The organism is Kothea flammea, assembly GCF_052161645.1.
GTDB lineage: Bacteria > Planctomycetota > Planctomycetia > Pirellulales > Pirellulaceae > Laterigemmans.
Window position 1 is genome coordinate 1,926,922 of record NZ_CP197414.1, and the last position, 21,589, is coordinate 1,948,510.

Consider the following 21,589-nt stretch of genomic DNA (forward strand, 5'->3'; position numbering starts at 1 on the left):
GTGTCGTCCTTGGAACTGAATCAACTACCGCAGACGCTAGAACTGACACGTGCAACCGAACCTATTGTGCCGAATCTGGGATGACTTTCAGCCGCGTTTGCTGTTGATCGCTCGGTCCGTCGCCACGTCGGGGGATGTCGAGTCGTGTGCTGAGGATGCGGTCCAAGGAGCATTTATTGAATTGGCTCGACTCGCCGAGCCGCCCGCGGACGTCCGCGGCTGGCTGGTTCGCGTAACTCGAAATCGAATGATTGATTTCGGACGCCGTGAGGGACGCCGCCGCCGCCGCGATCGGCTGCTGGGTCGAGAAATCTGGTTCGACGCTACGTCGGAAGGTTCTGGCGTTGATAGTGAATCGGCCGGCGAGCTGACCGAGCAGCTGCGTGATTTACCCGCCGAGCATCGTCAGATAGTTGTAATGGCTCACTGGGGTGATATGTCGTTTGCGCAAATCGCTGAGTTGCTCTCGTCGTCGAAGAGTACGGTTCATCGCCGTTATCGCGAAGCGATCCAGTTGCTGCGTCGTCATGTCGACCCGCCGGCGGCGGACAGGGCTGCTAGCAAACCCCCGACTCTACGCGTCACAAGTCGCGACTGAAACCAATTCGTCGATCTCCTTTTTCTTATGGTCTCGCCATGTCCGATCAACGCCCCGAACTCGACCCGTTTCTTACGTCGGTATTCAAGCCGCTCAATCCGGCGCGCGATGAGACTGATGAACGGCTTGTTTTTTTTGAGATGGGTCGAGCTGCTGGTGCCGCCGAATTGGGAACCAACAATTCGCCACCGGTCAGTTTGACTGGACGAGCCCCCAATCGGGAAACGCTTGCGTTGCGACTGCAGTGGTTGTCGGCTGTGGCAGTCATTGCGGTGTGCAGTTTTGTCGCCGGTCGTATGGGAGCGACTCCCGCCACGCCAAATCCTTCCCAAAACGCGTTCACGAGAGGCACCATAACCCGGCCCTCTGAAATGCAAATTAGTGAGGCCCGGCCAACTCGTGATGCGATCCACCCGCCCGTCCGACGGCCCATCGGCGAGTCGGATTTTACCGACGCGAGGAACTTAGCGTCTTCGCCACGCCGGTTGTCGCGTTTGGGGCTTTGGCTTCCCGCCCGCGTACGGATGCCCGGTGAGATCAGCCTGGTTGCGTCCAGCGGACCGATCGTTGCCGATTTTTTGTCAACGCGTTCTGGCAACGCGCGGCCGGACCGCGAGCCCTTGCGGCCCGCTGATGCACTGCGATTCGACGGCCATTGGTTCGGTGATGCTCCTGTGAATGATGAGCCTGGCGCCTCGCTTCCACTCCGCAAAGCGGGCTGACCCGAAACTCTTTGAAACCACACACTCCGTAACTCGAAATCCCTCTCTCGCACCCACCATTGGAGGAAATTTAATGACATGGAAAGAGTTGATGACATGGAAAGAATGGAAGGAACGGGCGGTCGCCGATGATTTTACGCGTCCGCTGCGATGCCTTGTACTGTTGAGTCTGCTGTTACCGCTTCCGACACCAGCGGCGATGGCTCAATTTGCCGCTGACGGTGAACCGGCAACCCTCAGGATCTCTGCTGCTGCTGAACCAATACCCGCAATTCAGTACACGTTTTGGCCCCCTGCGGATCGGCGTCGCCAAGACAACGCCATGGCGCTCTACTCGCGGGCAATGATCGCGATGGTGCAAACAACGCATCGCGGTGATCGGGATGATGCCTTTTACGAAAAATACAACGCTTGGCTAGATGGTCCACTGGCAGCTGGAGAAGTTGCCGAAGTGAAGGAATTCCTTGGTGCGTACCAAGTCGCCTTCGATGAATTCTATCGGGCGATCCCTTTGATGGGTGTCGATTATCCTCTGGCAACCGAGAAGCTAACAATTGGCCAATGGGTTTCGCTCACGCTCGAGGATGTTCAAATCGCTCGGGAAATGGCTCGCCTGCTTTCACTTAAGGCAAAGGTGGCGGCCGCTGAAGGTCGATGGGCCGATTATACGCACGAGATGACAGCAATCTATCGGCTCGCTGACCTCGTTGGGGGCAGCAGCGATTTGTTGGTCACTAAGCTCGTCTCCTTGGCGATCCTTGGAATCGCGGACGGATTGGTCCGCGATGCTTCTACCGTGGAAGGAGCTCCGAATTTCTATTGGGCCTTGGCGGCTGTGCCAGAGTCGATTTTTGATGTCCGCGCGGCACTGGAGAACGAGAGTTTGCTAGTTCGCCGCGCGATCCCATTCGATATTGATTTTCCCGATACCCCAATTGGCAGAGAACGTTCAGCGAGACTTTGGCAGCAAATTGCTGACGAAGTCGGCGAAACGATCGAAACGGTCAGCCCTGGAAGTTTTACCAGCTCCGCTTCCGTCGACCTGCTCAGTGGTATCGGTGTCCTGGCACTCGCTGAGCCCTCTCGCCGCTATCTGCGAGAGAACACCGCGTGGGGTGAACGCGTCTCCGAACTCTCCAACATTGAGGCGGTGCTTCGGGCCACAATCCACGATTTGAATTATCAGACCGGCGAGTATGTCAAATGGGCGTTGCTTCCCAACTCAATTCGCCAACGCTATCTCAGTCGATCCGAGCAGTTTCTCGATGCGCAAGAGGATTCCGTAGAGAGAATGATGACTCCGGTATCTATCTTAACCGGACTGTTGCTGCCTGCGATCCAGGCGGCCAATACCGCGTCCTTGCGATCGCGTCGCACCCATTTTGAAACCGCCACCATCCAAGCGATTCGCGATCACGCCGCTCGCACCGGAGAATTACCCGAGGCACTCAATGCAATGGAGCTACCGCCATGGCCCGATCCGGTGCTCGGCGATCTCGACGATGCCGGTTACAGCTATACCCGCGAAACGGCCAAGACTGCTCGCTTCAATCGCAACGTTCGGTGGCCGGGTGATCAATCCGCCACGCTCATTATTCAATTAGTCAAGTAATCACGAGTCACAGGAGTTACTTATGTTTATCCCGATTTACCATTCGGCCCGCTGGTCAGCCCTCATCCTCGTCATTGGGTTGGCCGCACCGGTTGCCCGCGCCCAGGACACAACTCCGACGGATGGATCAGAAGCAAAATCCGTCACAGACTTGATGCGCTACACGGAAGAAACGACTCTGGGAGTCGCTCATCTTGACATCAATGCGATTCACGTCACGGCGATTTACGAGTATGTCAAACAAATGGTCGGTGAAGACTTACCGAATGAGGCAGAACTGCGTCAGGGCGCCATGATGGTGGACGGATTCCTATCGTCTTTACGGCAAGCCGGAACCAATGAGTTGCTTGTCACCATGTCGACCGCAGACTTGGTCCACGCTACCCCCGCGGTGATTGCTCCGACAGACAATCCCACGATGTTGCAGAATATCCTGGCGATGACGTGGATGCCGCTGCAGCAGCGCTTTCCCGCGACGATGCGAACTAACGATGGAATCGCGATCTTCGGAGCCGAGCACACGGTTGCACGCCTCGGCGATAGCATCGCAAGCACTCGTTTTGCCGACCTGCTTGCCGAACCAACGCTGCAACATCAATTGATGATTTCACTACCGGTCGAGAGCCGGGAGGATTTGCAATTGCTCTGGCCTGAGCAAATGCCCGAGGAGTCTCCGGTCCAATTCTCTCCTCGGCAAATGGTGAAAGATCTCAGTTGGGTACGCATTGCATGGTCATTGCCACCCACCCCCGAATTCAATGCCACCCTGCAGGCAATGGATGTTGAAGCGGCAGCGCGGGTCAGCGCAGTCATCAAAGATGCGCTTCAGCTCGGTGGCGACGCAACGAATGGAATCTTGGTCTCAGCTGATGAGGCCGTAGTGACCGTAGTGGCACCGGCCGACGTTATTGTCCGCGCGATGGGTAACGCTTTGGGAATAATGCGCGGAGCAGCTCGCAGAACGCAAAGGATGAATAACTTGAAACAAGTCGTGCTCGCGATGCACAACTACTATGCAGCGAACAACGAGTTGCCAGGTCCGATCATGGCCAACAACGGGGAAGCACTGCATAGCTTTCGCGTTCGCATCCTGCCCTACATGAATCAAGTCGCGCTTTATCAATCGATTGACTTGGACCGATCATGGAACGCCGAAGCGAACCGAATAGCGACTCAAACAGCTGTTCCCACCTATGGCGAGACACGGGACGGGGAACTTATCACCACAATGATTCGCATTCCGGTTATCAAAGGTTCGCTTTGGTCGGATCCGGAAACACCAAAGAAATTTCTCTCGATCACCGACGGGACTAGCAATACCATCGCATTTGTGGAAGTACCCAGTTCCGCCGCTACGCCATGGATGAAGCCAGGCTTCTGGGAACTCGACGAAGAAAATCTGATCGATAGTTTCTTTGGTGATCGCCCCGGGGCAATCGTCGCCTTATTCGATGGCTCCGTGCGTTACATCTCGCGAGACATCGATCCGAAAGTACTGCGAGCCTTGTTGACTCACGCTGGAGGCGAGGTGATTGGCGGGGACGCACTGAATTAGTCTCAGTTTTCGCTAATTCGTGGCCGCCAATTTCAGATCCGCTGCTCGGAGAACGAGGGCCACGATCTGATCGGCGTCTGTCGTCCGAAACCGATACTCTATCGAACCCGACCAATCCTCGCGACATAAGTCGGCGTCATGCGTGATACGGAGCATCCCTTGCTCCGAGGAAAACCGCAGCTTAGAAAACCGGGTGTCCTCAAATTCCATGTTGATTAGGCGGCGTTTCCAACGAAAGGCAATGAAACGCTTGCCGGAAATAGCAATCGACCCGGCGAACCATTGCCGCTTCCAATTGCAGACGCGTCCTGGCGAGGAGAAGTTTCGCAGCGTTATCGCGCAGGCAAGATGCTCACGCACGATGATTCGCTGCCCCGGTGGGATGAGTTGGTCTGCTTCCAGCGGCAGGCAAGCGAGTCCGAGTGATCGCAGGATATTCATGAAATTCAAGACGTTAAGTAGTGCGAATTGGAACTCTTTAATCCTAACATCCATCCACCAGCCAGTGGAATTGTTGTGGCTACCGAGTACGATCACCGCTGAAGGCTGAACGCGAGTGTGGCGATGGTTACCAATTTTTTACTTCGATTCGAATGACTTTTCCCACCAACGGGTTGCCTCGATCCGCCGCAATTCCGTTCGCCAGTCTTGGCCTTCGTAAAACGATAGCCAGCCCTGGGCGCGCGTCGTGGCTCCAGCAGGGCAGTCCGGCAAGATGGGATCAGCGTGCAGGCAGGGGACGGGTGGGTTTCCCCAGGTTCGGTCTAGCGGTTTCCAGGAAGTAATTAACCAACGCGTGCCGGTGGAATTTCCAACTAGGCCATAATCATTGTGGAATATTTTGTTGTCATTCGTGTTGCTGTGAAATTCTGCCGCATTGGCCAACATCAGGCATTGTTGCACTCTCAGCCCGCTTAAGGTTGCCGGCGTGCCGTTGAATAAGGCCAGCTCCATGCGAACATGATTTTGCTGCGCGGCGATTGTGACATCGAAACGAATTCCATTGGGAAGTACTCGTTGACTTCTTAGCAGCCCATTTTCTAGGCGTTGCCATTCCTGCTTCGGTAGCTTTCGATTTTGTTCGTCCCAGCGGGTTGGGATGTGGGTGTGAGCCAGATAAATCAGCCCCAAATTGGAGAAAATCGCTTCGGGCACATCGCCCACGATATAGCTGCTGTCATCCCAGGGAGTGAACAGGCTGAATTTTGTCTCGCGTTGCGGATCAATGGCACCATCGAGGAAACCGCGACGCGGGTGCCGACCGCCGGGGTAAGGCATGACAGTCAGACGGTCCTGGGGGCGGAGAGCTTGGGGAGTTGTTTCGTCCAATTCATGTTTCCGCAACAGCTGGCGAATTTCCCTCGGCGATTTGCCCAGGACTTGGCTGATTTCGGTCAGCGAGTAACGGTGCCAGACCGCCATGTTCTCCAGCCAATATCGTTCTTCGCTGGCTGATCTTGTCGGGCGGCTTTGCGGACTGAAGGGTTGCTGTGTACTTGTTTGCTCCAACGCGATTGTTCGAATCTGGCGATAGGCATCGCGGGCTTGTTCAAATTCCGCGAAAGCTTGGGGTGCTAAGACTCCACGTTGGTTTTCCAATGAGCTTTCGAGCTGTTCCAGCAAGTAGTCGATTTGTGGTCGTGGTGGTCGCACCGGTTCTTGATCGACTTCGAAGTACCACGAGCCGGTATGAGCGAACCGTTTCCGCCCATCGGGTTGAATCGACCAAGTTCGCAAGGCGGCCCAGCCTGACTTGTCGATAGCGAATGAACCTTGACTGGACCAGTAGTGGGCGCCCGCCGTTGTTTGTGCTGGTTGGGGAGTGATCGCGAACCGGACTTCCCCATTGACGATCAATTCCACTCGCGAAATGGGCTCGGGGTTGACGATCCTGGCAGACCAAGACAGTTCGTTTTGGTTGTCGCCGCTGAATTGAAAAATCTGTCCGGGTAGTTGATTGTCGATGCGAGCGTCCAGCATGGGGCCGGTGGTCACAAAAGAGCGACCACTTTTGAGGCCCGTCAACCAAGCGTTCAAGTTGAAGTCCTCGCCGGTGTGCACGTATACACGGCTGTAGCCCAGTGGAACTGGGTGAACGCCCGATGCCGTGCCGGCCGATGGACTGATGCGAAAGCCGCAGTTGAGCAACGCGTAATACATCTCGAAGCCAAACTGCAGCCAGCCCCATTCGGTCAGCACTCCTGGCGACTCTTGCTCGAATTGCCGCCAAGGAGGCAACGTTTGGCCAGCTTGCTGGAAGCCAAAGCTCGTCCGCCAAACGCTGTTGTTGGATAATTCAAACAGATCGACCTGAGCCACGGGAACCAGCATTAACGACCAGGGCCAATTGTGTTTGTCGAGATCGAGCAAAGCCCCTTCGCGGCGCGCTTGTTGAACAATTGGTGTTACTGGAGGCGCGGTTTGAGTAAAGGGATTGCGGTGATTGAGAATGAACATTGCGCCGAGCGTGTGTCGGCGTTGCCCCAGGGAAAAGATTTCATACTCGGTGTTGCGAGGCAGGATGACATGTTTGTCATTTAGCCAAATTGGTTCGTGACCGCGATCCTGTCGGGAGCCAAATGGGGACGGCCCCTGGGAACGTAGGTTGGACGGTTCCAAGTCGGGGGCTTTGTTTGAGTTGGTCGTCCAGAAAGTCACTGGAAAAGCGACGTTTAGCTCTTCCGCTTGCATCACGTTGGGCAGTTCGGCCAGTCGGCGATGGACGTGTGTCTCACCGGAGTACCAGCCGCTGGCGGCCATGTTGCTCCAGCGTTTCAACGCGAATTCTTTAGTTAAGACTTGGCGGGGACGTTGTTGATCGTTGGCAGCGGAAATGGTCAGTTTTTCGCGCAGCGGCAGGTATTCCTTACCGCGTTCGAGCTGAATCTGATATTCGCCCGGTGGCAAATCGATGTAGAAGGGATCTGCCGAAACGGTGGTGTGCCGTTCGACGGATTGTGGCATGGGGACCCATTGTTCTGCGTAGGGCCAAGCGGTTCCTTGCTCGCTGGCGGAGCGGACAAACAGCCAATTCCCCGCCTGATCCTGCACGTAGACCCGGGCTGCGAGTGGTTCTTTGGAGTCACTATCGACGACGGAGCCGAGCAGGCGGGTAGTCGCTGGGGGACGCTGGCTCGTTTCTGGGGTGGCCGCTCGGGTTGGCTGAATGTCCTTGGTCAGCAGGATCGTGACGACAAGTTGGATGAGTATTTTGGTGGGGTTATGCATGGCGAGCCGGAGTAGACGGATGGTTCCTGGGTGCGGTAGCACCAAAAACGTGTTCTGAAAAGTTTTTTGCAGAAAATTGTCGTACTTTCAGGGAGTTTATGACCTACGTTTTTAATAGTGTAACCAACTCTCTGCACAAGCTCGATCATGCCATGAGAATCACTCGCAAACGTTATCGAAAAGCTACGACCGCTTCACGCCGAGGCGTGGCGACTGTTGAGTTCGCGATTGTGCTGCCTGTACTGCTCGCGCTCACGATGGGGACCATGGATGTGTGCACGGTTTACTTTCTCAAGGAGTCGGCTGTGCTGGCTGCTTATGAAGGTGCACGTCAGGGAGTGGCTCGCGGACGAACGAACGACCACGTAGTCTCCCGCATCACTAATTTTTTGGACCAGCGAAACATTGAATATGATGCCGACGTCGTTGAGTTCAGTTCGCCGGGATTCACAAATGCGGAGACCTTGGAAAACGTCACTGTCCGCGTCACCATTCCGACTCAAGGAAATCTGCTTATTCCCTCAGGAGTTTTAGGGGATCTTAGACTGACTGCTGAAGTAACGATGCGGAAAGAATACGGAAATCTTGATAACAACTAACGATAGGTTAACGGCCAGTTTGTCCCGGAAAGTGATTGACCCATGAAACGTGCAAAATATCCACCGAAACGACGGATCGCACGGCGCCGGTCGCCTCGAGATCGCAGTGGTGCGGCGGTCGTTGAATTTGCGATCATTGCGAATTTACTATTCGTGATGGTCTTCTCCTGCATGGAGTTTTCACGTCTCAATTTGGTACGAAACCTGTCCCAAGATGCTGCCTACTTTGCCGCTCGAGAGGCAATGGTTCCCGGAGCTACCGAAGCGGAAGCGATAGCCGAAGCGGATCGAATATTGGGAACGGTGCTTACTAACGGCTACACGGTTGATGTCAGTCCTCTGAGTGAAGAATCAAACCAGATCACCGTAACGGTGGAGGTTGAATTTTCTGAAGTTGCCTTGTTTGCGCCGATGTTTTTGCCACAGTCACGGATCTCGACGACAGCCACGATGGCGACCGAAAGGTATGACGGATTCTTTCAACAATAGAGTGTTTGCGGGCACGCTCCAGGGTGAAAGCTGTGGCGTGAGGCTTAGTGTTCAACGAAAAATATCTTTAAGTTAGGGAAGTCTAATTATGGGCATGCAACAGCTCATCAACCGCAACTCCAAATGGTTCATGAACACGACAGGTGATGCCGCGAGTCGACGGAGAGGGACTGTGACGGGGCTGTTGGCGGTGATTTTACCAGTGCTGGTAATTTTGGCCGCATTTTCCATTAACACGGCACACATGCAATTGACTCGCACCGAGTTGATGGTTGCCACCGACGCGGCGGCACGTGCCGGAGGGCGGGCGTTCAGCGAGACCCAAGACGTCGAAGCGGCGAGAGCGGCAGCGATCAGCACCGCGGCATTGAATACCGTCAGCGGCATGCCGCTGGAGATCCGTGGTGACGATGGTGCCGGGGAAATCGAGTTTGGGCGATCGATTCAAGAGGGGGGCGGGCACGGTCGATTCGTTTTCGAGAAGATTCCTACGCATCTCGTCAGCAGCGGTGCGGAGATCGCTAGTTCGGTGCGGGTGCTTGGACGCCGCGATGACAGTTCCCTTTCCGGTCGCGTGACCTTCGCGCTACCCGGCGTCTTTGATACCACCGATTTCGGTCTCACGCAGACCGCTGTGGCGATGCAAGTGGATCGCGATATTTCTCTTGTTCTCGATCGTTCAGGTTCGATGGACTCGGTGATATTTAATTGGCCCGCAGGCACCAATCCATTCTTTTTGAGCACGATTCAGGCGGGTGTTGATGCGGGATTAATTGGTTACAACGCGGGTGGTAATTATTATTATTACATGGCCGGTGTTACCCCTAGCAGTTATCAACAGTGGGCTTGGCAAGAGCATTATGAATTAGGCCCCGCTCCGACAACTCCTTGGCAGGACCTGGAAAGTGCTGTTTACGCGTTCCTCAATGTGCTGGAGACGACTCCTCAGGAGGAATTGGTGTCCGTTGCCAGTTACGCCAGTAACGCTTCGCTAGATCTACATTTGGATGACGAATATAGCAACGTCCGTGGTGCCGTCTCCCAGCTCTATCCCAGCGGCATGACAGCGATTGGACGGGGTATGAACGAAGGCATCAAGACTTTGCTCGCCTCTGGCGCACGGCCCAACGCATCGAAAACAATGGTTGTGATGACTGACGGGATGCACAATACGGGAGTTGATCCGGTATCTGTCGCCCAGCAGTTAATGTCGAACTATAATTTGACAATCCATACGGTGACATTTGGCTCTGGAGCAGATCATGCACGGATGCAGAACGTCGCCAACATTGGCGGTGGATCTTATTATCATGCCGCATCGGGTGCTGAGCTGATTCAAGTGTTTGAAGAGATTGCTAATAACCTCCCCACTATTCTTACCAAGTAAAGCAATTGCTTGGTGAGGCCAACAGTTGCCCACATGGCGCATCAAAACCTCCAACTCAATCAAACGAGCGACCGTCTGCGATATAGACGTTGGATTATCACATCCTTCGTCGTTTCGGCGGCGGTGTTCGTGTGGGCAGTAACGATGCCTTTGAGGGGCAAGACGGTATCGGTGGAGTCTAATGCCGAACTCCAAGCTGAGTCGCAAGCAACGAGAACTCGGCAGGAGGAAGTCGAACTTACGCTGATGAAAGCCGAAGCCATCCGCGCCAAGGCGCGAGAAATGGATCGGAAATTAATGCGAGACTTGCGACGGCGTCGTGAGGAGCGAGAAGCACGCAACAATGTCCGCAACACCCCTGTTCAGCAAGCTTTTGCTGAGTACCAGGGACGTGTTTTTGAGCAGGTGGAGCAGTTGCGAGAGGCGCCCACTCATTCTTTAGAGGGTCAGTACCGCGACCAACTGCTGGAGCAATTAAACGACTCGCCGAGGTAGCCAAATGGTGGTAAAGTGGACGGTTTGAGCGGCCAACCGAGGCTGCCTATCGATGCACGCCTGCTGTACGAGGCTAATGATGCGAGTGCTTTGGAGTTTTTTGTTGGTTTGCGCCGCCGTAACGGTTCAGTCGGGTTGTACCTACGAGTCCACCGTGGCCGACTCGGATGATAATGCGCAGGCGAATCCGCAGGCGGCGGCTGATTTGATCGATCCGCCAGCTCTGGCCTCCGAGCCTCCCTCGGATCCAACCGGCACCGTCACCATGTCGGACACGGGTCGGTCCGGCGATTCCGATCCTGCCGCCCCGACTGAGGGCAAGCCGCAGCCGTTAGGAATCGGCAGTCTGGCCCCCGCGATCGACGTGGAACACTGGATTTCGGCCGACGCCGAGCCGGTGACTCAGTTCACGGAAGGCAACGTGTACGTGATTGAGTTTTGGGCGACCTGGTGTCCCCCCTGTATCGCCAGCATGCCTCATTTAGCCGAAGTGCAAGAGAAATATCGTGACCAAGGGGTGCGATTGATCAGTGTGAGCAATGAAGATTTGCCCACGGTCACATCCTTCTTGGAGCGGAAATCGCCCAGCGAAGAGAATCCGGATCGTACTTTCGGTGAACTGACCAGCGTTTACAGTCTGACCACCGACCCCGATGGATCGGTCTTTACCGACTACATGACAGCCGCCGAGCAGAGTGGCATTCCAACCGCGTTTATCGTCGGGAAGAAAGGGGAGATCGAGTGGATTGGCCATCCAATGGAAATGGACGAACCTTTGGAGAAGGTTGTCAGTGGTCAGTGGGACCGAGAAGCCTACCAAAGCGAATTTTCGCTGATGGAGAGAATGCAAGCGGCCATGATGCAGGTTCGTCGCGGCCAGCCCGAAGCTGCAATGGCCGCGTTGAAGGAATTGGAACAAACCAAATTGTCTGCCGAGATGGCGGAGCAAATCCAGGCGGTCAAGCTGCAGGTCTTGATGGGGATGCCCAACGCGACCGAAGAATTTGACGCCGTGGCCAAGAACGTTCTTGAAAACGCCAAAGATCCCATGCTGGTTTTGGGAGGGACCTTCTTCGTCTATCAGGCATCGCTGCAACGTGAAGTTGACCCTGAGTTGAGGAAGCAAGCGATCGAAGTTGGTGAAAAAACGCTCGGCGATGCGCCTGCCGAAGCGAAAGCAACCATTCTGGATGCGATGGCCCATCTACATGAGTCGTTGGGCGATCTGGATGCCGCAATGGCGAAAATCAATGAGGCATTGGCTGTCGCCAGCGAGCAGGAAAAAGCTCGCTTTCAAGCGTACGCCGACGAGTTGAAAGCCAAACTTGCCGGACCAGCCTCAGAAACGCCAGCTGAGGAACCTGCAGCGGAAGAACAGCCGGGCGCGTGATAGTTGGATTTGGTTTTTCAGCCTTGGCGAGCATGATCGCCAAGGCGATCTGGGAATGTCAACGTTGGGAACCGCAATTCTAGCTTCGATTCAGGAGACTGCCGCGGAGTTGGGGTTCTCGTTGGTGGGAGTTGCCCCGGCCGTAACGTCCCCGGGGTATTCGCAGTTGGTGCAGTGGGTCGAAGCTGGCTTTGCGGGCGAGATGCATTACGTGCGCCAGCGGCTGGAGGCGTATCAGCACCCGGAACATGTCTTGGCGGGAGTCAAGACGATCGTCGTTTTGGCTTTTCCCTACCCTGCCCTGCCCGAGTTGGAGGTCGCTCCCGGAGCGGGACGATTGGCGCGATATCTGTGGACTGGCGACGACTATCACGACACGATTCATCATCGCTTGAAGGTGCTCAAACGCAGAGTGCTAGCAAGTGTGCCGGCGGCGAAAGTTCGCGGAGTCGTTGATACGGCGCCGCTGATGGAACGCGAGATCGCCGAGTTGGCGGGGCTTGGTTGGCGAGCTAAAAACACCTTGCTAATTAACAAGACGCTGGGCAGCTATTTTTTCCTCGCCTGTTTGCTGACCGATCTAGAATTGCCACTCAGCGAGCCGCACGCGACAACCCACTGCGGCAGTTGTCGTCGTTGTCTCGAAGCTTGCCCAACGGATGCTTTTCCACAACCGGGAGTCTTGGACGCCACGCGGTGCATCAGTTATTTGACGATTGAACATCGCGACTCGATCCCCCGTGAACTGCGTCCCCTGATGGGTGATTGGTTGTTTGGCTGTGATGTTTGCCAAGAGGTGTGTCCTTGGAATCGGCCTCGTCAGTTACTTCGTCGGGAAGCGGAAGAGAAGACGGCCGCAGGGGACGTGGCGAAGGAGTCGTCAGATAACGGGGCGGATAACGCGGTTTTCTCTGTGAACGAACAAACATCGTTCCGCAGTTTGCAATTGGCCGCATTGTTTGAGCTCGATGACGAGGCCTTTCGTGCTCGATTTCGTAAGACGCCGCTGTGGCGCGCTCGTCGACGAGGTGTTTTGCGGAATGCGGCCATTGTGTTGGGAAATCAGCGGCATGTACCTTCGACGGCCGCTTTGACGCGGGGGTTGGCCGATAGGGAGCCGGTCGTGCGGGTTGCCAGCGCCTGGGCTTTGGGGCAGATCTGGTCTTTGGGAGCCTTAGAAGGCGGGGTAGCCGGCGAAGCATTAGAAGAGCGGCGGCTAACGGAAACAGATGGTGAGGTGTTGGAGGAGATACAACTGGCTTTGGCTTCCCGCTGCTGATATTCTTGACTTGTTTTTTGCATCACCAAATTGATCTAGGTATGAAGTGGACACGGAGGCGGAAACAATCTCAGCGGGTCGCCGGTTGCCGTTAGGGAACGTGGCTTTGTTGACCGCCTGTGGCATGCTGCAAATGATATTGCAGTTTTTGTTGCTGACTTTGGTTGCCAGTTGGTTTGGCACGTCGGCGGAGGTGGATGCTTTCAATGCTGCGCTGATTGTGCCGGTCTCGATTGCGTCACTGTTAGCCGCTCCCTTGCCCTTGGTGTTGGTGCCGGAGATGGTGCGGATTTTCGGTACAGCCAAACAGGCGACCGCGTGGCGATTGGCGGGAGTGGTGTTAGCAGGTTTCCTCGGGTTGGGAACGCTGTTGGCGTTACTGTTAATTTGGCAGCCGAGTTTAGCTGCTGGATTTCTCTTCGGGGGTTTCGCTGCGCCCGTGCTGGCAGAAGCAAGTGGTTACTTGCAAGTGCTCGCTTGGTTGATTCCGCTGAATGGTGCGATCACGATTTTGCAGGCCCTGCATCATGCCCGCCAGCACTTTCGCCTAGCCGCTTTTTCAGGCGTTCTTGGAGTCGCTTTGCCGGTGGTCTGGGTGCTGTTCATCGCTCAGCCAGGGTTGCTTGATTTTGCTCGAGCAACCGTCGCCGGAGCCGGTTTGGCCGTTGCCCTGTTATTGGTTCCGCTGATCGCCCCGATGTTGAGTTGTTGGCAAGCGACTGGCGGACTCAGCGTTGGCTTGCGTCGTTTTGCGATTTTGGTATCCCCCCTGGTGTTTGCTGGTCTTTATTCGCGGTTGGACCCAATGGTTGATCGCATGATCGCTTCCTATTTGCCCGCCGGTAGCATTGCTCAGTTAGGTTATGCCCAGCGGTTGGTGACGGCGATGGCGATGTTTGTCAGCAGTGGGCTGAGTATTACGATTTTTCCTCGCTTGGCCGCTTCGACCAGCAGCACGCATCACACGCATCATGCCGAACTGTTAGCGGGTGCTTGGCGGTTTATGATTTTCTTAGTCGTCCCCTTGTTGGGAGCCGTGTTCGTTTTTGGTCGGCAAATTGTCGCCGATTTGTTTCAACGTGGTGAGTTCACCGCCACCGATACTTGGCAGGTGGCGGTGGTGTTGAATTTGTTGATGGGAGTTCTAATTGCTGGTGCTTTTGGTGAGATCGCCACCAAATCCTTATATGCGCGCGGTGCCACTAAAGTGCCGGCCTTGATCGCCATGGTGGGATTCACGATCGGCATTGGATTAAAATTATTGTTGGCCAAAGAGTTTGGTGTTCGCGGTGTGGCGGCGGCAACAAGCAGTTACTATTTATTGAACCTTTTGGCATTTCTGGCTTTGATTTATTATTCTTTCGGCAAGCTCGCTTTTGTGGGCAGCCGACGCGCGGTGGGGACTTCCGCGGTGGCGACCGCCGGGGCGATCTTGGTGGGCGCGGTGCCAGGGTTATTCCTGCAACAGGGGGCGGCGATTTTGGGAGGTGGGTTAGGGTTCGTCACTTACGTGGGCTTGCAAAGTTTGTTTGGAAATGAGTTCTTACCGCGGCGGTCGCGCGGGGTGGGCGGAGAGCAAGTCGTTACAGCGGGCCAGCACGATGCCGACTGATCACACACCACAGGCCGAACTGCAGAAACGCGGCGCGTTGGAGACCGTCCACGTGCCGTGTCCGTTATGTGGCGGCGATCGTCACCAGCAGGTTTGTCGATCCCGTGATTACGTGTACGCGATTCCCGGTGATTGGACGTTTGTCGTTTGCCTTGACTGTGGCCATATGTTTCTCAACCCACGCCCCAGTCTGCGGGCCATCATGCGGTGCTATCCTGATAGCTATGGGCCTCATTTGGCAACAGCGGAAGCAAGCCCCGCGGCTGCGCCCGTTTCCAGCGAGCAAGTTTCCGGCGGCAGTGGTTTGCGTCGGATGTTGCGTCGGATGCCGGGTCTGCGGCGATTTTTATGTTGGTTGGGAGAGGAGCGGGCGACGGTCATGCCCAGCCCTCCGCAGCCGGGGCATTCGCGGTTGTTAGAAATTGGCTGTGCGCATGGTAGTTATTTAGCACGCGGTTTGGCGGCGGGCTGGGTGGTGGCTGGTGTGGAGCCTTCACAAGCAGCGGCCAAGGTGGCGCGGGGATGTGGTTTTCCGGTGATCACGGCCAGCATCGACGAGCATGCGTTGCCCGATGCGCATTATCAAGCGGTGGTGGCGTGGATGGTGTTGGAGCATTTGCCCGATCCGGTGGCGACGTTAAATAAGCTGCGTCAGACGTTGGTTCCGGGCGGCGTGCTGGCGGTCAGCGTGCCGAATGCTCGCTGTTTGGATCGTGCGATCTTTGGCCGTTATTGGCAGGGCTATGATCCGCCGCGGCATTTGCAAGTATTTCGTTCCCGGCAATTTCGAGAGTTGTTAGAGCGGTTGGGATATGAGCAAGTGCGGATCATTTATCAATCTAGTCCGCGAGATTGGATCGCCGGCTTTGCCGCTTGGGGCAGCGACCGATTTCCCGCCGCGCGGTGGCCTGGGAGGCTGATGGGATATTTTCGTGGCGATCCACCGCGATGGCTGCATTGGCTACTGGTGGGACCGGCCAAGTGTTTGGCCGTTTGTCGGTTGTCGGGACGCATCACGGTGGTGGCGCGTCGCGTCCCTTAACTCAGTTGCGGCCCTTAAACCAGTTGCAGCCATTAAACTTCATCGCGGCCCGTAAGCACCGCGGCAAAGCGAGTCGTGTTGGCTTCGATGCTGTAGTGTTCGCGGACCAATTTGCGGCCCCGGTTGCCCATCGCTTGGCGAAGTTCGGCGTCGCCCAGCAGGCTGCGGAGTGCGTCCACCCATTGCGTTTCGTTCTGGGCGGCAAAGCCAATTTTGTTGTCCGCCAGAATTTCCGCGTTGACGCCAATTGGCGAGGCGATGCCGGGAGTTCCGACGGCCAAGTATTGAATTAACTTGAGGCCACACTTGAACCGCATCCAAGGCTCATCGGCTGGCAGCGGCATGAGGCCGATGTCCATTTCGCGGATATCGGCGACTTCGGTGGCGGGGCTCCAACGGCGAAATTCGACATCCACGCCGCTCAAATCAAGCTCGTCCAGGCGGTTGGGTTGGGGGGCAACGACCAGCAGGCGATAGGGAATTTGGCTGGCGATTTGCCGAAGAGCCGATTGGCAAACCGCGAGGAAGGCGACATTCCCGGTGGTGCCAATCCAGCCAATTGTCGGTCGCTTAGCGGGCAGCGCGGACTGGCGGGCTGGATAGTCGGCCAGACGCACGCAGGTGGGGATCAAACGCACGTCGGGGCATAAGGGGCGGAGCACCTCGGCTAAGTCCTGGTTGCCAGCGATCGCCACGTCGCACATGGAGGCCACGGCGCGGAATTTTTCGGGGTGCAGCAGATGGATTCCGTCGTCCACGTCGAGCACCAAACGTCCGCTGGCACGCCGTAAGCTACTTTCAATCTGCCAAGTGTCATCGTCGAACACCTCTCGCTCGATTACGATTGTATCGTAGTGGCGAAGCCGGGCGAGTAAGCTGTGCCAGCGACGGACGGAGCGTTTCAGCAACTGGCTTGCTCGCCAGCCTATGGTGGGGAAATAGTCGTATTTCTGGGGAAGGCTGAACGCCACGTCGCAACGATGCCCCATTTTTCGCAATCCGGGCAAATACGGCAGAATGCGAAAGCGGGTGGAGGGGACCGATTTTCCCGAAGCAATAAAAAGAAATCGCATGAAGCATACCTAAGGAGACATTATGCGGGCAATTGTAACGGGTGTGGCCGGATTTATCGGCTCCCATGTCGCGGATCATTTGTTGGCTCGCGAATGGCAAGTCGTCGGCATTGATGATTTATCCGGTGGGGTGTTGGAGAACGTGCCGACGGAGGTCGATTTTCGCCAATTAAGCTGTCAGCAGCCGCTCGATGACCTGCTGGCTGAAACGCGACCGCAAGCTGTTTTTCACTTGGCAGCTTACGCCGCCGAGGGACTCAGCCATCACATTCCGCTGTTTAACTATCACAACAACGTGATTGCCACGGTGAACGTGTTGGCCGCTGCTCAGCGTGCCCGGGTCGAGCATTTTGTCTTTACCTCTTCGATCGCCGCTTACGGTCATCCATCCGGCGCCGCCCCTTTTCAAGAATCGGATCCCTGCCTGCCCTGTGATCCTTATGGAATCGCCAAGCTAGCGTGTGAGCAGCAGATTCGGGCGGCGGCAGACTATTTTGGTGGGCCGCGGTATACGATCTTTCGGCCTCATAATGTTTATGGACCGCGGCAAAACGTGGCCGATCCTTATCGCAACGTGGTGGGGATTTTTATTCGTTCGGCGTTGCAGGGCGAGCCGTTGCCGATGTTCGGTGACGGCAGCCAGAGTCGATGTTTTTCCTACATCGACCCCGTTGCCCGGGCGATTGCCGAAAGTGTGATCACACCAGCCGCTTTCAATCAAACTCTTAACGTGGGAGGTGATGAAGCGACCACCGTCAAAGAGTTGGCCGCAGCGGTCGCCGAGGCGGTCGGGGTCGAACTGCAAATCCGCAGCTTGGAGCCAAGGGCCGAAGTCCAACACGCCCACGCCGGGCACCAGCGGGCTCAGCAGGTGTTTCCCAAAGTGTTTTCGCATCCACCGTCGCTGGCCGAGGGACTAGCAAAAACGGTGGCTTATGTTCGTCAGCGGCCAATCCCGTCGGCGACTCCCTGCCCGGCCGAGATTGAGTTGCCGGAACGTTTGCCAGCCAGTTGGCGCTAGCCACGGTTAGCGGTTTTGGCGCTAGCCACCGTTTGGTTGGGCGCGATCGGTTTCGGTTCAAGGCGGGAACCGCGGCTAGCGCCATTGCGGCTAACGGGAACCGTGGCTACCGCCATTGCGGCTAATTGTTGTCGATTTCGGTGATCTGGCTGGTCAGTTGGCCTTTGGCTAGCCGCGTAACAATCTCATCTCCCGCTTTAACAGTGCTGCTGTCGCGGAGCACCGTGCTGGAGCCTTTGCTGAACGTAATCGAGTAGCCTCGCGCCAACGTGGCCAATGGACTGAGTGCCGCCAACGTCGCCGAGGAGTGGCTGAGTTGACGTTGTTTCCGTTCCAACGTCGCCCACATTGCCGCTCGCGAACGTTGATCGAGTTCATCGAGCCTGCGGCTCGAGTCGTGGATGCGGTCCAGCGGTCGGCGAATCACGGGCCGGTCAGCCAGCGCGTCGAGGCGATTGCGATACAACGTCAACAGGTTTCTGACGGGACGCACCAACCGCTTCTGCATATGCTCGAGTAATGCTAGCACTTGTTGTGAGTCGGGGATCACCATTTCAGCAGCGGCGGAGGGAGTGAGCGCCCGAACGTCGGCGGCTAGATCAGACAGCGTGATGTCGATTTCATGCCCGACCGCGGAGACAGTGGGGACCGTGGAAGCGGCCAGGGCGCGGACGACGATCTCTTCATTGAAACACCACAGGTCTTCCAAGCTGCCACCGCCTCGCCCCACGACGACGAGATCTAAGGAGGGGGTAATCGCGTTGGCGGCGATGATGCCAGCGCAAATTGAACGCGCCGCGCCGTTACCTTGGACCATCGCTGGAATGACGATAATCTCCACGCCCGGCCAGCGGCGTCCGGCAACTTCTAGAAAGTCGCGGACCGCCGCCCCGGTGGGGCTGGTGACAAAACCAATTCGCCGCGGGAATGGTGGCAGCTGTCGTTTCCGCTCGGGGGAAAACAAACCTTCGGCGGCCAGGCGTTGTTGCAATTGTTGAAAAGCCAATTGCAACGCGCCGATCCCTTGAGGTTCGGCGCGGCGAATAATGAATTGATAACTGCCCCGTGCCTCATAGACATCAATGTTGCCTTGGCAAATGATCTCTTGCCCATCGGCTAATTGAAACGGCAATCTGGCTGCCGTCGATCGCCAGATGATGGCCCGGATCTGAGCTTGGCCATCTTTTAAGGTAAAATAAATATGACCGCTGCGGGGGCGAGCCAAGTCGCAGATTTCGCCGGCCACCCATAACGAATCAAAGTTAGCTTCCAGCGTGCCTTTGATTTGGCGGGTTAACTGGGAAACGGAAAGGACTGGTGGGCGTTCTGCCGACGAAGCGGGCATTTAAGCGGCTTGCGATTTGAGGAGCTGGGAGTGAGGCATTCGGCGATCGGGTTGATAAGCGTTTCTGTCAGCCATTCTGTCAGCCATTCTGTCAGCAACGGGCGGGCGATAAATGGCTAGCGGCGGTGCGCTGCGAAAGCCCGGTTTGGCACCCCGCAAGGGCCCGCCGGAAGTGGCAGATCGTTCCGCCGCCGCGGTCAGTTGATTCAATAAATGCTCGATTTGCAACCGCCACCGCTCGATTTCCGGTTTGGGGAGCTTCGTTGGAATCTGGATGGGTTGTCCGACCGCTGCGCACGCGCGGCTCCAGGGGCGGGGAATCGCAAATTGATCCCAAGCTCGCCCGTTTCGCCAAGGGCGGTCGTAACCCAGACCGATGGGGACCAGCGGGATGTTCAGTTTGGCGGAAAGATACAAGCAGCCGGGAGCCAGTTGGCGTCGGGGGCCTTTGGGGCCGTCGGGCGTCAGCGCCAAATTCATCCCCTGCCCTTTACGGATCAGCGTGCGGAGGGCTGCGATCGCGCCCCGTCGCGTGGAACCACGCACTAAATCAAACCCCATGATGCTGGCCGCTTGTGAAAGCAATTCCGCATCCCGATGACGGCTGACCAGCATGGAAATCTGGCAATGGCCGCGAAGGTAAAACATGAAGGGAATATATTCATGCCAGAAAATGTAAATCACCGGGCCACGAAAACGTGGATCAATGGGGTCGATCCGCTGGTCAAACAAGGCGGTTTCAAATCGCAGCGAGCGCATCCAATTGCGAATGAACGTCGCCAGCCCTAAACCGCCCAGTCCGAGCAACGATGGTTGAATCCACTGTTTCATCGCACCATAAAAAAAGTGGGGAAAACTTTTCGGAAAAACAAAGAGGTTGTCCCGTCAGCTTTGTTGAGTCGTGATTTTTGGGATTGACGGTTGCCGCTTAGGTGGACGCGCAGGCTCCCGAGAGGAGCCGATAAGTCCCTTGGAAAACTTCGCTGGCCGGGCCGGTCATCATCACGGGGTGGCCATCACCTTGCCATTCTAATCGCAAGTCGCCACCGATCAGATGATTCAGGATCGAAGCGTTGGTGCGGTTGGTCAGCACGCCCGCCACGCACACGGCGGAAGCGCCCGTGCCACAGGCCCACGTTTCCCCCGAACCACGTTCCCATGTCCGTTGGCGAACTTCGTCTCGGCTGAGCACTTCGACAAATTCAACATTGGTGCGGTTGGGAAAGGCTGGGTGTTGCTCGATCAAGGGCCCAATCCGCTGAACCAGATCGTCGCTGGCGGTGGGAACAAAGCAGATGCAGTGGGGATTGCCCATCGAGACGCAAGTCACGAGCAATTCCACCTCGGCGATGGTCAGCGGAAAGTCGACGATCGCGGAGGTCTTGGCGTTGAGTGTGTTGGCGTTGAGTGTGGTGGGAATTTCCGCCGGAGTTAACCGGGGTGGTCCCATGTTAACCGTCGCCGCGGTGGCCACGCCCGCCTCGATGACCAATTCAATCTCTAGGATGCCGGCACCCGTTTCGATCCGCAGACGGGGCTGTTGTTTGATGCCGTGGTCGTAAACATATTTGGCCACGCAGCGAATGCCGTTGCCGCACATTTCACTTTCGCTACCATCGGCATTGAACATCCGCATCCGCGCGTCGGCGACGTCGCTGGGCATGATCAGAATGAGACCATCCCCGCCGACGCCGAAACGGCGATCGGCGATCTGACGCGCCAGTTCGACGGGGTCGGCCGGCGTGGGATCGTTGAAACAGTCGACGTAGACATAATCATTGCCAGCGCCGTGCATTTTGGTGAAATGAATGATGGATTCAGGCATCGAAGTCGAGACGGTGGCCGAGGTGTGGATCAGTGGAAGGGGGATGATGGGCTCGCGGCAGGGAGGAGTTTGCCGAGGAACTGTCGGCGGCTTGCTCGTCGTCCCGCTGCAGGTCGGGTTGTTGATCGAGTAACTGACGCCCATCGGCATCACGGTCCTCGGCCCGACTCCCCTTATCAATGCCCTCAGTATCTTTGATTCGCTGATTTTCCGCCACTCCACCAGCGGCGGCTGGGCGATCGCTATCGCTGCCCTTGGCTTGAGCCTGGGCGGTACCGGCGAGTCCGGCAATGGGCAGGTTGGGACGAATGTCCATG

20 protein-coding genes are annotated in these 21,589 nt (G+C 56.5%); 13 read left to right on the plus strand and 7 right to left on the minus strand.

Annotated features, from left to right (window positions below):
- Positions 1–49 precede the first annotated feature (49 nt).
- From SH139x_RS06855 to SH139x_RS06870, 4 genes are all read left to right on the plus strand, one after another.
- Positions 50–598: an RNA polymerase sigma factor gene (locus tag SH139x_RS06855; protein ID WP_488354532.1), complete on the plus strand. Its 549-nt coding sequence runs from the start codon at positions 50–52 to the stop codon at positions 596–598.
- A 38-nt stretch (positions 599–636) separates the two neighbouring features.
- Positions 637–1,320 carry a hypothetical protein gene (locus SH139x_RS06860; RefSeq protein WP_488354533.1) on the plus strand — a complete coding sequence of 228 codons (684 nt, stop codon included), beginning with the start codon at positions 637–639 and terminating at the stop codon, positions 1,318–1,320.
- Between the two features lie 73 nt (positions 1,321–1,393).
- Complete coding sequence (locus tag SH139x_RS06865) at positions 1,394–2,932, plus strand: hypothetical protein (protein ID WP_488354534.1); 1,539 nt, start codon at positions 1,394–1,396, stop codon at positions 2,930–2,932.
- 22 nt (positions 2,933–2,954) lie between these two features.
- Positions 2,955–4,487: a DUF1559 family PulG-like putative transporter gene (locus SH139x_RS06870; RefSeq protein ID WP_488354535.1), complete on the plus strand. Its 1,533-nt coding sequence runs from the start codon at positions 2,955–2,957 to the stop codon at positions 4,485–4,487.
- Between the two features lie 12 nt (positions 4,488–4,499).
- Here the strand turns inward: SH139x_RS06870 and SH139x_RS06875 are convergent, their stop codons facing one another.
- Together SH139x_RS06875 and SH139x_RS06880 are read right to left on the minus strand one after the other, a co-directional pair.
- On the minus strand, positions 4,500–4,928 hold the full coding sequence (locus tag SH139x_RS06875) for a hypothetical protein (protein ID WP_488354536.1): 429 nt from the start codon (positions 4,926–4,928) through the stop codon (positions 4,500–4,502).
- Between the two features lie 138 nt (positions 4,929–5,066).
- Entirely contained in the window at positions 5,067–7,715 is a 2,649-nt protein-coding gene (locus SH139x_RS06880) for a CehA/McbA family metallohydrolase (RefSeq protein WP_488354537.1), read from the minus strand.
- Positions 7,716–7,867: 152 nt separating this feature from the next.
- Here SH139x_RS06880 and SH139x_RS06885 point away from each other — a divergent pair, with 152 nt between their 5' ends.
- From SH139x_RS06885 to SH139x_RS06920, 8 genes are all read left to right on the plus strand, one after another.
- A complete protein-coding gene (locus tag SH139x_RS06885) occupies positions 7,868–8,314 on the plus strand; it encodes a TadE family protein (protein ID WP_488354538.1) in 447 nt (148 codons plus the stop codon).
- Between the two features lie 42 nt (positions 8,315–8,356).
- A complete protein-coding gene (locus SH139x_RS06890; protein WP_488354539.1) occupies positions 8,357–8,803 on the plus strand; it encodes a TadE/TadG family type IV pilus assembly protein in 447 nt (148 codons plus the stop codon).
- An 88-nt stretch (positions 8,804–8,891) separates the two neighbouring features.
- Complete coding sequence (locus tag SH139x_RS06895; protein ID WP_488354540.1) at positions 8,892–10,190, plus strand: vWA domain-containing protein; 1,299 nt, start codon at positions 8,892–8,894, stop codon at positions 10,188–10,190.
- Positions 10,191–10,223: 33 nt separating this feature from the next.
- Positions 10,224–10,685, plus strand: a complete 462-nt coding sequence (locus SH139x_RS06900) for a hypothetical protein (protein WP_488354541.1) — start codon at positions 10,224–10,226, stop codon at positions 10,683–10,685.
- Positions 10,686–10,737: 52 nt separating this feature from the next.
- On the plus strand, positions 10,738–12,075 hold the full coding sequence (locus SH139x_RS06905) for a redoxin domain-containing protein (protein ID WP_488354542.1): 1,338 nt from the start codon (positions 10,738–10,740) through the stop codon (positions 12,073–12,075).
- Positions 12,011–13,354, plus strand: coding sequence for a tRNA epoxyqueuosine(34) reductase QueG (queG, locus tag SH139x_RS06910; RefSeq protein ID WP_488354543.1), 1,344 nt, complete (start codon positions 12,011–12,013; stop codon positions 13,352–13,354). The genes SH139x_RS06905 and queG overlap by 65 nt, the downstream gene beginning before the upstream one ends.
- A gap of 46 nt (positions 13,355–13,400) precedes the next feature.
- A complete protein-coding gene (locus SH139x_RS06915) occupies positions 13,401–14,966 on the plus strand; it encodes a lipid II flippase MurJ (protein ID WP_488354544.1) in 1,566 nt (521 codons plus the stop codon).
- Complete coding sequence (locus SH139x_RS06920; protein ID WP_488354545.1) at positions 14,956–16,008, plus strand: class I SAM-dependent methyltransferase; 1,053 nt, start codon at positions 14,956–14,958, stop codon at positions 16,006–16,008. The genes SH139x_RS06915 and SH139x_RS06920 overlap by 11 nt, the downstream gene beginning before the upstream one ends.
- Positions 16,009–16,040: 32 nt before the next feature.
- Here the strand turns inward: SH139x_RS06920 and SH139x_RS06925 are convergent, their stop codons facing one another.
- Complete coding sequence (locus SH139x_RS06925; RefSeq protein ID WP_488354546.1) at positions 16,041–17,081, minus strand: glycosyltransferase family 4 protein; 1,041 nt, start codon at positions 17,079–17,081, stop codon at positions 16,041–16,043.
- 22 nt (positions 17,082–17,103) lie between these two features.
- Between SH139x_RS06925 and SH139x_RS06930 the strand changes: the two genes are divergently transcribed.
- Entirely contained in the window at positions 17,104–18,102 is a 999-nt protein-coding gene (locus SH139x_RS06930; protein WP_488354547.1) for an NAD-dependent epimerase/dehydratase family protein, read from the plus strand.
- 121 nt (positions 18,103–18,223) lie between these two features.
- Here the strand turns inward: SH139x_RS06930 and xseA are convergent, their stop codons facing one another.
- The 4 genes from xseA to SH139x_RS06950 form a co-directional block, all read right to left on the minus strand.
- Positions 18,224–19,447 (minus strand): exodeoxyribonuclease VII large subunit, encoded by a 1,224-nt coding sequence (gene xseA / locus SH139x_RS06935; protein WP_488354548.1) that lies wholly within the window; start codon positions 19,445–19,447, stop codon positions 18,224–18,226.
- Positions 19,448–20,278 (minus strand): lysophospholipid acyltransferase family protein, encoded by an 831-nt coding sequence (locus SH139x_RS06940; RefSeq protein WP_488354549.1) that lies wholly within the window; start codon positions 20,276–20,278, stop codon positions 19,448–19,450. It abuts the gene before it with no gap.
- Positions 20,279–20,375: 97 nt separating this feature from the next.
- A complete protein-coding gene (dapF, locus tag SH139x_RS06945) occupies positions 20,376–21,257 on the minus strand; it encodes a diaminopimelate epimerase (RefSeq protein WP_488355975.1) in 882 nt (293 codons plus the stop codon).
- 7 nt (positions 21,258–21,264) lie between these two features.
- Entirely contained in the window at positions 21,265–21,588 is a 324-nt protein-coding gene (locus SH139x_RS06950) for a hypothetical protein (RefSeq protein WP_488354550.1), read from the minus strand.
- Position 21,589 lies beyond the last annotated feature (1 nt).